We start from the raw sequence: 12,999 nt of genomic DNA on the forward strand, positions 1-12,999 counted from the left end.
TGCTGTGGATTCTCGCACAGCTTAAAACGCGTTCCGCTGGGCGTGCGTGGGGTTTGACCCGATGCCTGCGGCAGCGCGCCCTGCTCAGGCCGTCAGTTGCATCAGCAGCCGTACACGCAGACCGGCCCCCCGGCCCCCTTCGGCCTTGCCGCCGGACTGGAGCGTCAGTTGCGCGTGGTGCAGGCGCGCGATCTCGTCGGCAATGGCCAGGCCCAGGCCGTTGCCCTCGCCTGCGGTGCCGGGCGCACGGTAAAACCGCTCCAGCGCGCGGGAACGCTGGTCGGGTGGAATGCCTGGCCCGTCATCCTCGACCTCAAGAAACACCTGGGCCTGCCCCGACGCCGGGTGGTCCTGCCGGCCGCAGCGCAAGGTGACGGTGCCGCCGGGCGGGGTGTATTTCACCGCGTTGTCCACCAGATTGCCCAGCAGCTCACGCAGCATCCATTCGTGGCCCGCCACCTGGGCGAAACCGGTCTCCAGCCCGAGATCAATATTTTTGGCGGCCGCAGCGTCCAGTGCAGGCCCAGCACGGACTCGCACAGGTCTTTCAGGTTCACCCGCTGCGGCGGCTGGCTGGCCATGCTGGAGGCATCAGCGCGCGACAGGGCGAGCAGCTGGTTGGCCAGCTGCGAGGTGCGCCGGGTGGCGCTGCGCAGGCCGATGATTTTTTCCGCCGACAGCGTGAGTTGACCGCCTGCGGCGGGTGCACCGGCGGCCTGGGCCCAGGCCTCCACCTGGGCCTGCAGCCCGGCCAGTGGCGTGCGCAACTGGTGGGCGGCATCGGGCACAAAGCGGCGCTGGCCTTCGGCCTGGTCGTTGACCAGCGCAAACAGGCGGTTCAGCGAGGTCACCAGCGGCTGGACTTCGGCCGGCGTGGTTTGCGGATCAATCGCGCTGAGGTCGCGTGGAGAGCGGCGCTCAACCGCTTCCTTGAGGGCCAGCAGAGGCCTGAGCGCGCGGGTCACCGCCCAGTTGACAGTCAAACCGGCCGCTAGCACCAGCATCAGGTTGGGCAGCAAGACCTTGAGCAGCACCGAGCAGACCCATTGCTGGCGGGCGTCAGAGCCGTCGGCCAGCTGCAGGATCAGGTCGCCGGCGACGGTTTTGACACGCTGCGCGACGATGCGGTAAGTCACGCCTTTGTCTTCCCTGTCGTGGAATTCCGGCTCGCGCGTGGCGGGCAGCAACAGCAGCCGGCGCTGCAGGCCGGAGCGCATCGCCTGTGGCAGTCCAGGGGCGCTGCCTGGGGGCGGACTCAGCGGCACGCTCCCGCCCTATTTGCTGGCCGCACCGCCGGTGCCAATGGGCGGGGTGCCGACCAGCTCCAGCCGGTCGCCAAAACCACGGATGGAGCGCAGCCCGACACCGTGCGGCTCCAGCTTGCCGCGCAGGCGCGAGATATAAACCTCGATGGCATTCGGCGTGATCTCCTTGTCCCAGCCGGTGAGCGCGGCAAGCAGCTTTTCCTTGCTGGCCGGCTTGGGCGCGTGCACCAGCAAATACTCCATCACCGTCCATTCGCGCGGGCCCAGCTCGATCAGCTGGCCGTTGGCGCTGGCCTGGCGATTGGCGGAGTCCAGCTTCAGCGGCCCAAAACCCAGGACGGCGCTGGTGGTCGCCTGGGAGCGGCGCAGCAGCGCACGCAGGCGGGCCAGCAGTTCGGGCAACTCAAAGGGCTTGGCCATGTAGTCGTCGGCGCCCAGATCAAGCCCCTGCACGCGGTCTTCCAGGGCATCACGGGCTGTCAGGATCAGCATCGGCATCGCCAGGCCGCGACCACGCAAGCGCCGCGTCAGCTCCAGGCCATCGATGCCGGGCAGGCCGATGTCGAAGATGGCAGCGTCAAAACTCTCGCCGGCCAGTACCTCCTCGGCACGCTCGGCGCTGCCGACCCAGTCCACCGCGTAACCGGCGCCACAAAGCCCCAGCTTGATGCCGCTGGCCAGCATGACGTCGTCTTCAACCAGTAAGAGTCGCATGGGGTGCCTTTGAGAAGCTTGCCTTGCTCCCTCTCCCTTTGGGAGAGGGTCAGGGTGAGGGTCTCTTGGTGCGCGGCCCCTCACCCCTGCCCTCTCCCAGAGGGAGAGGGAGAAAATATCAATGACTGCGGATCATGGTGCCGTAGGCCTGATCGGTCAGGATTTCAAGCAGCATGGCGTGCGGCACACGCCCGTCAATGATGTGCACCGCGTTCACGCCGCTTTTGGCCGCATCCAGCGCGCCTTCTATCTTGGGCAACATGCCACCCGAGATGGTGCCGTCGGCAAACAGCTCGTCAATCTCGCGCGCGCTCAGGTCGGTCAGCAACTCACCAGCCTTGTTCAGCACACCAGGCGTGTTGGTCAGCAGCACCAGCTTTTCAGCCTTGAGCACAATGGCCAGCTTGCCCGCCACCACATCGGCGTTGATGTTGTAACTTTCGTTTTGCTCACCAAAACCGATCGGGCTGATCACGGGGATGAAGGCGTCGTCCTGCAGCGCCTTGACCACGCTGGGGTCGATGCCAACGATATCGCCGACATAACCAATGTCGTGCTCTCTCGCAGGGTCGTCCTTGTCCACCATCTTGAGCTTCTGCGCGCGGATCAGCCCACCATCCCGCCCGGTCAGACCCACCGCCTTGCCACCCGCCTGGTTGATCAGGCCGACAATGTCCTGCTGCACCTGGCCAGCGAGCACCCACTCGACCACTTCCATGGTCTCTTCGTCGGTCACCCGCATGCCCTGGATGAACTGCCCTTTTTTGCCAAGCCGGTTCAGCGCCGCCTCGATCTGCGGCCCGCCGCCGTGCACCACCACCGGGTTCATGCCCACCAGCTTGAGCAGCACCACATCCTCGGCAAAGTCCGCCTGCAAGGCAGGGTCCGTCATGGCATTGCCGCCGTACTTGATGACCAGGGTTTTGCCGTGGAACTTGCGGATATAAGGCAGCGCCTGCGCCAGGATCTCGGCCTTGTCGCGCGGGCCTACGTGGGACAGGTCGGGGTCGGTGGTAGAGGAGGAGGAGGAGGTCGTCATAGCGGCTCGCCTTGGATAAAGCTTGGATAAAAAACAAACAACCGTGAATTGTGCCGCATGCACGCCACAGAGGCCTGAATACGTCAACTCGGCTGGTATCCCTGCACATGACGCTTGAGCATGGCCTTGATGGCTTCGACATCATTGGCCTGCGCGGCGAGCCAGAAGGCTTGCAATTCGGGGGCCAGCTCCGACCATGGCAGGCAGGGCTCATGGGCTTTCATGATGCGCGGGTGCACGGTGGGTTCCGGGTTGTCACCGATCAGCAGTTCTTCGTAGAGTTTTTCACCCGGCCGCAAGCCGGTGATCCTGATCGGGATATCCCCGGTGATCGATCCTTCCTCGCGCACAGTCAGACCTGAGAGCTCGATCACGCGGCGGGCCAGATCCAGTATTTTTACGGGCGCACCCATGTCGAGCACAAAAACATCTCCGCCCAAGGCCATGGCACCCGCCTGCAACACCAGTTGAGCTGCCTCGGGAATGGTCATGAAATAGCGAGTTACCTCGGCGTGGGTCACCGTCAGCGGACCGCCCTCAGCCAGTTGCCTGCGAAACAGCGGCACCACGCTGCCGCTGGAGTCAAGCACATTGCCAAAGCGCACCATCGTGAAACAGGTCTGGTTGGCATGCAGGCCATCGGTCCACTGGTTGTTGTCAAAAAATGCCGGCGCGCCGTCGCCCGCAAGCGCTTGCAGCACCAGCTCGGCCATGCGTTTGCTGGCGCCCATGACATTGGTGGGCCGCACCGCCTTGTCCGTCGAAATCAGGACAAACCGTCGTACTGAGTTCTCCAGCGCCGCACGCGCCATGTTGAGCGTGCCAAACACGTTGTTCACAATCCCTTCACCGGCATTGCCCTCCACCATGGGCACATGTTTGTAGGCTGCAGCGTGATAGACAATGGCGGGCTGGTACAGCTTGCACAAGGCTGACATACGCGCATGGCTGACGACACTTCCGAGCAGCGGTACCAGTTCAATGGGCTCTTGTGCCGAAAGCCCGCCGGCCGAACACAGGGCCTGAAGCTCCTGGTGAATCGCGTAAAGGCCAAACTCGCTATGGTCCACCAGCAGCAACTGGCGCGGCCGCTGCAAAACAATCTGGCGGCACAACTCGCTGCCGATACTGCCGCCCGCACCCGTGACCAGCACCACCTGACCCATCAGGTCGCGCGCGAGCAGCTCGGTGTCGGGCGGCACGGGTGTTCGGCCCAACAGATCTTCGACATCCAGCTCACGAAAATCACGCACTGTCACGCGTCCGCTGGCCAGGTCTCCCCAGGCCGGCAAGGTACGTATGTGCACCGGCAGGCCGCGCAAACTTTCGATAATGCTGTTGCGCCGCTCCCTCGACGCGCTGGGCAAGGCCAGCAAGATGTCGGTGACCTGATACCGGGCTACGACTGCGGGCACCTCACCCGGCCCACACACCGGCGTGCCATTGATGCTGCGCCGCATTTTTGATGCGTCGTCGTCAATAAAACCCATCAACTTGTACTGGCCGGTGATGCCAATGGCCGCGGCGGTCTGCACGCCGGCGTTGCCCGCGCCATAAATCAGCAAACGCCCCTCCACTTGGCGCGCCATCCGACCGGGGTCCGACAACCAGAACCGTGCCGACGCGCGGCTGACGCCGACCAGCACCAGAAACATGAGCGGCTGCAACAAACCAACGGTTCGCGGTATGCCGGGCCACTGCTGCCACTGCAACAGGGCAAAAAGCGACACCCCATACACCGCTATCGCCTGTGCCGTCGCCACCAAAGCGGCCAGTCCGGTGTACCTGAAAATCGCGCGGTAAAGCCCGAATTTGATGAATACCGGGATGGCCAGCGCCGGCGCCAGGGCGTACGCTACCCATTGCATGCCCGAAGGCCAGTGCGGCGTATCCAGCCGCAGCGAAAACGCCATCCACATCGACACCACCGCCATGACCGTATCCAGCACCATGACCAGCAGCCATTTGGTCCAGCGCGACCAGCCGAGGACCTGGCTACGCATGGGCGTTTGCCAACGAGAGTGGGCAGCAAAGACACTTCCCGCCTTTCCAAACTTGGACGCTGTCCAGGGTTTGCTTCCCTGATTTCATACTTTGATCAACCCATCTTCCCATTCATTGACGCTTCACCACTCCCGTCGCCGCCCGGCCCGTGACGCTGCGGACTGTGAAAGCGGTCAAACCAACAAGACCCGCGCCGACCCACGGGAAACATCACCGAAGCAGGCATCGTACAGGGATGCGCTGAACACGCCAGACACGGTCAGCGCAAGCAGCGGCAACGGGCCCGCCTTCAATGGGAAACGCCGTCACGCCGCAGCACTTTCACAAAAGTGAGCCAGACAATACGCATGTCAAACCACAGCGACTGCCGCTGCAGGTACTCGACATCGAGCTTCACCTTGTCGGGTATGGGCAATTCATCCCGTCCGTTGATCTGCGCCCAACCCGTGAGCCCAGGCACCAATGCATGCACGCCAAACCGCGTGCGTCGTTCAATCAGGTCGTACTGGTTAAAGAGCGCTGGCCGGGGGCCCACAAAGCTCATGTCGCCGACCAGGATGCTCCAGAGCTGAGGCAACTCGTCCAGGCTGCTCTGACGCAGGAAACTGCCCACCGGCGTCAAGTGCACCTTGGGGTCGGCCAGCAAGTGCGTGGCCAGTGCCGGCGTACCCACCCGCATGCTGCGGAATTTGGGCATTTTGAAAATCCGGTTGTTGCGCCCGACTCGGTCGGACCAATACAAGGCCGGTCCGGGAGACGTCAAGCGCACAAGCGCCGCCAACAGCAACACCGGCACGCCAAAAACCAGCGCAGCAGTCAACGCCAGCAGCAGATCAACGACCCGCTTCACGCCCATAACCCTTCACGGCCTGCTTCAAGCCCTGGTTCAGCGTGAGTGGCGGGCGCCAGCCTAACAGCCGCTGTGTTTTTTCAATGTCCAGCTGCAAAGACCCCCACAGGCGCCCGGCCACATCCTGCCTGCCCACGATCGCCGCCGCCAGCCGGAGACAAGGCGTCGGCACAGAGAGCAAACGCGCCGGGTGGCCCATGGCTTGCCCCGTGCGGCGCAACAGCTCCGGGGTGGAAACATCCTCGCCATCAGAGACCAGAAAGGTCTGATTGGTTGCAGCGGGATGCGTGATACAGAGCACGATCAGATCGACCAGGTTGTCGAGCGCCACCAGACTGCGCCGGTTATGAATAGCGCCCAGGGGCAACGGTATTCCGCGCTGTAGCAGGCGCATCATGGAGGCAAAGTTGGCTTTCACGCCAGGGCCATAAACAAGCGGGGGGCGGATAACAACAAGTTCCATGCCTGTCTGCAAAGCGATTTGATGCAATCCCTGCTCTGCCTCAAACTTGGACAGTCCATAAGGGTCCTGCGGCGCAGGCGTGTCGTCGGCACGGTAGGGCACGCCCGGTTGGGTTGCCTCACCGTTCACCTTGATCGAGCTCAGAAACACGAATCTGCGAACACCTGCTGCCGCCGCCTGCCTCGCGAGGTTCAAGGTTCCTTCCACATTGACCTTTCTGAACTCCGCCAGTGGATGTGCCGCGACCTCCTGCATGACATGGACCCGTGCCGCCAGATGCACCACGACCTCACAACCCGTCAGCGCAGCCTGCCAGGGGGTAAGGCCGTCAATATCGCCCACTGCGCAGGGCTCAACCCCCGCAAGCCGGCCATGTGGCAAGCGGGTTGTGCCACGCACGCCCATTCCACGCACAACGGCTTGCGCACACAAAGCCTGACCCAGGAAACCATTCGCGCCGGTAATCATAATCTGGCATGGACTCATCGCCGACGATTCCCCACGAAACACAAGGCCACACATGACAGGGCGAATATCATTCTGTCTCTCGGCCGTCGCCTGCACTGTCCCGCATGAAGGGCAAGCCACAGCAATCCCATGACGCGTCCGTCAGACCACCGGTTTACAAACGGGTCTTCTGACAATCCGGTCAGACGCGCCGTCAACACAGACTGGCCCAAAGCCCACCCCCCCAGGACTTTTTCAACTCGGTGAATAGAAGCACGCCATCCGGCGTTCACCCCTACCTGGTTATGTCGGTGCTGCCGGTAAAGCATCCCGGCGCGTTCATCAATCACCCAGCGATAACCCTTTGCGCGGGCGAAAGCATACAAAAACCAATCGTGCAACCCCAGCCCCTGCACTTCTTCCGAACGCGCGTGCAGCAGCGCCTGCACGGCCTGCACAAGCCCCGTTCGGATCACATACGTGCAGCCCGGTCCAGCGGCCTCAAACAGGAAGTCCCAGCGCACCTGGGGTTGGGCCTTCCTGATCAGCACCCTCCGCCCCGAAGGCCAGAACGCCAACACGTTGCTCGAGTATGCGTCCGATTCCGAGCGCAAGATCTCTTGATGAGCCCGTATCAGTTTGTCGACAAACCAGATATCGTCCTGATCAGCGAGCGCCACATAGTCAAAGCCGGAGACGTCCACATCCCGCAACAGCCGGAAAAAGTTAGGCGCTGCGCCGCCAAAATGCGATCCGTGCGGGAGCACGGTGATACGTGGCTCCCGCATTGCAGCCTGGTCCATCCAGTCCTCTGTCCCATCGGAAGAGGCATCCACGCTGACGAAAACCCTGACGTCAACGTGCTGCTGCGCGAGGATGGAGTCCAATTGCTCGGGCAACCAGCGAACGCCATTAAACGCAGCAAGGCAAACGGCAAACGCAGGTGTCGGAGAGACATCCTGAATCATGCCGGTGCGGTACCAACAGTGCAAATCTGATTCATCAAATTGCGATCATCATGCCAATGGCCCTTCTGACCGATGGATGGCGTCATGCCAAAACACTTGTTTCAGGTTTCATTTTCACCATGCGTTGCGCGCTATAGCTTCCGGCTTCCGTACCGTCCCCGGAGAGCATCAAATATTCCTGCTGCCACGCTTTTAATGGATAAATAGGGTTTTTCGTCAACCATCGGCAATGTCAGCACCCGCAGCAGCAATCCAATCATCAACCTCACCTTGAACGCATTGGGGACGTACGACCGGGACACACAATACAAACAATTCCGGAAGTAATAATAGCGGCGAAGCGGGCTGTATTTCAGGATAGTGAAGCCAAACCACATGACAGGGCCTGCCTCTGAAAGCTCGTGTTTCATCTTCACGTCAAAGCAGCCGTAATGGGAATACCCGCTCTTTCTCGACCGGAGGCACCACTCGGTGTCCACGAAATCAATAAACAGCAACTCATTGAATTTCAGATCGTCGGCCCACATGGAGGTGGGTACCAGCATGCCGGAGGTAATCAACACATCAGCCCTGACCAGGGATTTCTCGGCAGCGAAGTATTCCTTAACCACCTTCCAGCCCTCTTCACGATAAAAAGGAAAGTCAAAATGCCCGTTACGGCCATCATAAAAAGAAGGTCCGATCGCGCCAGTCTTCTGGCCCAGGCCGGCTGCCGAAGACAGCGCGAACCACTGGTGCATCAACCCGGCCACATGGCCCGCCTCCGGGCTGCTGTCCTGATCGAAGGTCACTACAAAATCAGCCTGGTCGGCCACCGCCTGCCGAAACCCTTCATTCAGCGCTACAGCAACTCCGCTGTTTTTTTCAAAATCGAAAATGATGACGGTCTTTATGCTCAACAACTGGCTTCGCACGTCTTCGTTCAGGCCTCCATTGTTCAGCAACAGCACCCTCGTCACCTGTTCGGCAAGCCTGCGAACCAGGTCCAGCAACGGACCTGCGGTGGGTTGAAAGCAAACAACAAGCCCCCAAACAATCGGTTCAACGCGCTCTTGTGGAGCGACTGATGTCGCGGGCTCAGGCAGCGGAGAGTCCTTCCCGCTGGTAAAGCCGGATGAAGCACGGGTTTTGGCCAGCCCTGTGAGTCGGAACAGCTTGCGCAGCCCGACAAGGAATAATCGGCGGCTGAACTTGACCCAGGAATAGTCAGTTAAAAAGACCGCGCCCAAATAAGGGATACGCCGCTCGCGGTACAAAATCGCGTAGTTGACCAACTCGCTGCGCTGCATGGCCCAGAGATCGGCACTCAAGCCGGAATCCCCGAACATATTTTTGTAAATATAAGCCAATGGCAGCGAAGTCTTGGCTATGACCAAACCTGAGGTGGCCACTTGCATCAGGAATAAATGGTCCTCCATGTGGCGTTTGCCCGAAAAAAAGCGATGCGGCAAATCCCGGCGGAACATGAAGGACGGCGTAACGAAAGGGTTCTTCAACAGCACGGGCAATACCCGCAATTGCTGGAACACTGCGTCATCCAGCACTGCGGGCGCAGGCACAACATCGACCTGTTCGTACCCGTGGCCCGACACGGCAATATCCGGCCGCGACGCCATGAACCTGTATTGCAATTCAATCTTGCGCGGATGCCATGAATCATCTGCATCAAGCAGCGCAATATAGTGTCCCGAGGCCTGCTCCCAGCCCGCATTGCGCGCACTCGCCGCACCCTGGTTTTTATCCAGTAAAACGAGTTGGATCCAGCCTGGCGCATAGCGGCCGCGCAATTCGTTGAGTACCGCACGGGTTCCGTCCGCACTGCCGTCGTCCACAAGAATCAACTCCATGGGCTGCACGGTTTGCGCCGCAACAGACGCCACAGCCCGCTCCACCGTCTGCGCGCAGCCGTAGCAAGGGATCACCACAGAAACCGGTACGACTTCAGTCATGCAGCCAGAAACCCCCTGAGCACAGCCCGGACGCGTCTCATGTCACCAATGAGCACACGCTTTGCCAACATTCTGCAAAGCATCAGTGAAACAGGAATAAATGGTACGGGGGCATAACGCCGCAGAAAACGAACCCCTGATTGGGTGAAGTACTCATCAAGCTTGGGGCTCCCCTTGCCCAAACTCGCCGATTGCTTGTGCCACACCGAAGACTTGCCAGCGACCCCGGATGCCCAACCAGCCCTGCGCAGGCGAAACGCCAGGTCCGCGTCCTCCCAGTACATGAAAAAAGCGGCCTCATCGAACAAACCAACCTCCTCAAGGGCAGCGCAGCGCAGCAACAAGGAAGCGCCCGAGATGAAGTCCAGCGGGCCTGGGGACAACTGGTGTCGTGACTGCCCCAGCCAGAGGTTGATGCGGCCGCCGCCCCACAGCTGAATTTGCGCCGTCTTGTCGGCCTCATACAAAACCGATCCCACTGAACCCAGCGACGGGTCCTGGTCCAGCACACGCACGAGATCGGAAAGCGCAGCTGGAGCGACAGTGGCATCACTATTGAGCAGCCACACGTAGTCCGCGCGCCGTGCGAGCGCGAGCCGAATACCCACGTTGCACCCTCCCCCATAACCCAAATTGGCGCCTGTCTGCAACAGCTCAATCAAGGGCATGGCCCTTTTAATCTCATCAACCGAGGCGTCCGACGACGCATTGTCAACGACAAGCAGCTGGAAATTGGGATAGTCCAGATGCAGCAGGGACGACAGACAGGCAAGGGTTTCCTGCCAGCCATTCCAGTTCAACACCACCACAGCGACGCGTTTCATCGTCGCACCTTCGCCCCGGACTGACAGCTCAATGCAAGCGCTGGCGTCATTGGCCACAGCCCCTGATAAAACATGTTGAACAACGTTTTCATGGTCATGCCCGCGTGCAAACGATTTGAACGGTATCGTGTTTGTGCAGCGAAGGCTTTCCGTACAGGCGAACCGCTCTTTTTCCAGCCTTTACATCTGTCGGCCTCGTCGTGAGATCCCGGCGCCTGATCCGTTCGGACTCAATAGCGCTTACCCCATCCCAGCAAGGCACCTGCGTGCACTGAAAACCCTGTGCGCACAGCCAGTTCATCAACCAGGCTGCGTCGGCGATGGCCAGATGCCGTGGCGCCTCCAGACCGCGCCAGTTTTCGCCATAGAAGTCCCGCAAATAACTGGAGGCATTCGGCGTGGACAGCAACAACACACCCCGCGGCTTGAGCGCTGCCAGCAACAAACGCAACATCTCCAGGGGCTCCTGAACATGCTCAAGCACATGAGAGCACATCAGACAATCGGCTTGCCCTGCGAGAGATCTGAGCTCGTCGTATCCACCCTGAATGACAAGCAAACCCTGCGCACGGGCAGCTTTCACGGCATGGGCATCCAGTTCAATGCCCAGCGTGCGCCAACCCAGCTGCTGCGCTGTTTTGAGCGTGTTGCCGTTCCCGCAACCCACATCAATCAAATAACCTTTCGGCATCTGGGCCAGCTGCCGCAATCCAAACGGCTCAGCAATCCACGGCTTGAGCCGTTTGAAAAATACCGCCGCCCATGAAGGTGTGCCCAGCCTGGGGCCGATCGTCGTTTGAAGCGTATGCGACCAGTACTCATTTCTCACACGCTGCTTGATGACACTCAGAAGGCCTTTTTCTGCTGCAGCGTCATGCGTGTAGTAGCGACCATACGCCTTGCCCATGGAGCGCGATGTCGGTCTGGGGTTGAGGTAGAGCGCGCGGCACTGGCTGCAGCCCCAATAATTCCACTTGCCAGGCGCACATCCGAACGACCAATCCTGCACGCCTTCATGCGCCAGCGTGTGGTCCGGGCTGCCGCAATACGGACAGGCAGAAATTGTCTCCAGCGCATCGACAGGCCAGGGCAGCTCCAGCGGATTAGCAGTGAACGTGTTCATGGCGTCAATTCAAACAGCGTACAGAACGCGCACCGCCAGCCGCAGCAAGATCAGGTCCAATGTCACCCGCGCCACCCATGCCAAGGCAGCTCCCAACAGGCCAAACTGCGAGGAAAGAATCCACAGTGCCAGAAGATAAAGCAACAATTCAGCCAGGTGAAACAAGGCTGTTAACCTGGGATTTCCCTTTGCATGCAACAGTGTGTAGGGCAACATGGCCATGGAATTGATCCATATCCCTGCGCACATCACCCACACAATCGGGAGCGCAGCGCGCGCAAATTCAGCCGAGAGCCACAGCGCCAGTACCGGGTAAGCCAACGCTGCAGCGAGCGAGCAAATGACAAACATCGAGACCTGCACCTGGCGGTTACTCTGGCGATAGGCCAGCAGCGTTTCCTCCTTTCCTATGGCGGCCAGGCGCGGTAACAACGCGCCCGTCAACGCCATCGGAATCAACAGCAGCCGCAACAAGCCCTCCTGGGGAATGGCATACAAAGGCAACTGCTCGGCACCCACGGCAGCACTGACAAAAAACCGGTCCCCATAGACCATCAAAGGCCCCACAACGCCGGTCACCGTGACCCAAAAGCCATAGTTCCACAAGCCTTTCAGGTGCCGTTTTTCCAGACTGACCCAACCTGAGCAAACATAGCCGCTGAGTTGCCAACCCAAACCGAGCAGGACCAGGCATCGGCCCAAGACCAGATACAGCGTGATCACCCACAACGCCGGGCCGTGCATATAAACCGACCAGGCCGGGAGGGCAAACATCCACAGTCCCAACCCCATTCGGCTCATGTTGGACGCGGCAAAACGATCAAGGCCTTCAAGTCCACCTCGCAGGCCGCTGACCAGCGTCGTCGGCACAACCCCAATCGCCGCGATCGTGAAGGCCAGCAGTGCATCGTGTTGCAAAGCGGGACTGATCTTCAGCCAGTGCTTCGCCAGACCGGGGGCCAGGAGCCAGACCAGACCCGCTCCGACCAGCCCTGCCCCACAGGTCAGAAGCATGCCCGCCCTCAACGTGGGGCCGATCTCAGCGATCCGCCCGATGGCCATGAGCCGGCTCAACTGATAAGTGAGGGCGCGCCCGACACCCATGTCAAACAAGCTGAAGTAGCCAATCACGCCCCAAATCAGGGTCAACACCCCGAACGCTTCATAGCCCAGACGTTCCAGAGTGAAAGGAATGAAAGCGACGGCCGCGGCCAGCGGCACCACACTGCCCCCGAGGTTCCACAGGGTATTGCGTTTGAGAGACATGAATGGCGCAGCGATGGCACGCACGTTATGGAGAACAGCGGTAATTTTCTCCGCGTTTCCCCACGCTGCACAGGCTGTGTATCACTG

The 12,999-nt window shown here is 60.6% G+C and carries 10 protein-coding genes and 1 pseudogene; all 11 read right to left on the bottom strand.

Going from position 1 to position 12,999, the window contains the following annotated elements; translation table 11 throughout:
- Positions 1-84: 84 nt before the first annotated feature.
- Positions 85-1,184, bottom strand: a pseudogene (locus tag ACESMT_RS12375) (sensor histidine kinase); the annotation flags it as partial.
- Positions 1,185-1,274: 90 nt separating this feature from the next.
- Complete coding sequence (locus ACESMT_RS12380) at positions 1,275-1,979, bottom strand: response regulator transcription factor (RefSeq protein ID WP_372826902.1); 705 nt, start codon at positions 1,977-1,979, stop codon at positions 1,275-1,277.
- A 118-nt stretch (positions 1,980-2,097) separates the two neighbouring features.
- The gene (argB, locus tag ACESMT_RS12385) at positions 2,098-3,018 is read right to left on the bottom strand and encodes an acetylglutamate kinase (RefSeq protein ID WP_372826903.1); all 921 of its coding nucleotides are present in this window, start codon (positions 3,016-3,018) and stop codon (positions 2,098-2,100) included.
- Positions 3,019-3,101: 83 nt separating this feature from the next.
- A complete protein-coding gene (locus ACESMT_RS12390; protein ID WP_372826904.1) occupies positions 3,102-5,021 on the bottom strand; it encodes a polysaccharide biosynthesis protein in 1,920 nt (639 codons plus the stop codon).
- Between the two features lie 290 nt (positions 5,022-5,311).
- Positions 5,312-5,872 (bottom strand): sugar transferase, encoded by a 561-nt coding sequence (locus ACESMT_RS12395; protein WP_372826905.1) that lies wholly within the window; start codon positions 5,870-5,872, stop codon positions 5,312-5,314.
- A complete protein-coding gene (locus ACESMT_RS12400) occupies positions 5,856-6,803 on the bottom strand; it encodes a UDP-glucose 4-epimerase family protein (RefSeq protein ID WP_372826930.1) in 948 nt (315 codons plus the stop codon). Before ACESMT_RS12400 ends, ACESMT_RS12395 begins: the two co-directional genes overlap by 17 nt.
- 14 nt (positions 6,804-6,817) lie before the next feature.
- Positions 6,818-7,750, bottom strand: a complete 933-nt coding sequence (locus tag ACESMT_RS12405) for a glycosyltransferase (protein ID WP_372826906.1) — start codon at positions 7,748-7,750, stop codon at positions 6,818-6,820.
- A gap of 131 nt (positions 7,751-7,881) precedes the next feature.
- Complete coding sequence (locus ACESMT_RS12410; protein WP_372826907.1) at positions 7,882-9,699, bottom strand: glycosyltransferase; 1,818 nt, start codon at positions 9,697-9,699, stop codon at positions 7,882-7,884.
- Positions 9,696-10,580 carry a glycosyltransferase family 2 protein gene (locus tag ACESMT_RS12415; RefSeq protein WP_372826908.1) on the bottom strand — a complete coding sequence of 295 codons (885 nt, stop codon included), beginning with the start codon at positions 10,578-10,580 and terminating at the stop codon, positions 9,696-9,698. Before ACESMT_RS12415 ends, ACESMT_RS12410 begins: the two co-directional genes overlap by 4 nt.
- Positions 10,581-10,617: 37 nt before the next feature.
- Positions 10,618-11,430: a class I SAM-dependent methyltransferase gene (locus tag ACESMT_RS12420; RefSeq protein WP_372826909.1), complete on the bottom strand. Its 813-nt coding sequence runs from the start codon at positions 11,428-11,430 to the stop codon at positions 10,618-10,620.
- 225 nt (positions 11,431-11,655) lie between these two features.
- Positions 11,656-12,936 (bottom strand): oligosaccharide flippase family protein, encoded by a 1,281-nt coding sequence (locus ACESMT_RS12425; protein ID WP_372826910.1) that lies wholly within the window; start codon positions 12,934-12,936, stop codon positions 11,656-11,658.
- Positions 12,937-12,999: the final 63 nt, after the last annotated feature.

The sequence above is a fragment of the Polaromonas sp. genome (assembly GCF_041689105.1).
Lineage (GTDB): Bacteria > Pseudomonadota > Gammaproteobacteria > Burkholderiales > Burkholderiaceae_C > Polaromonas.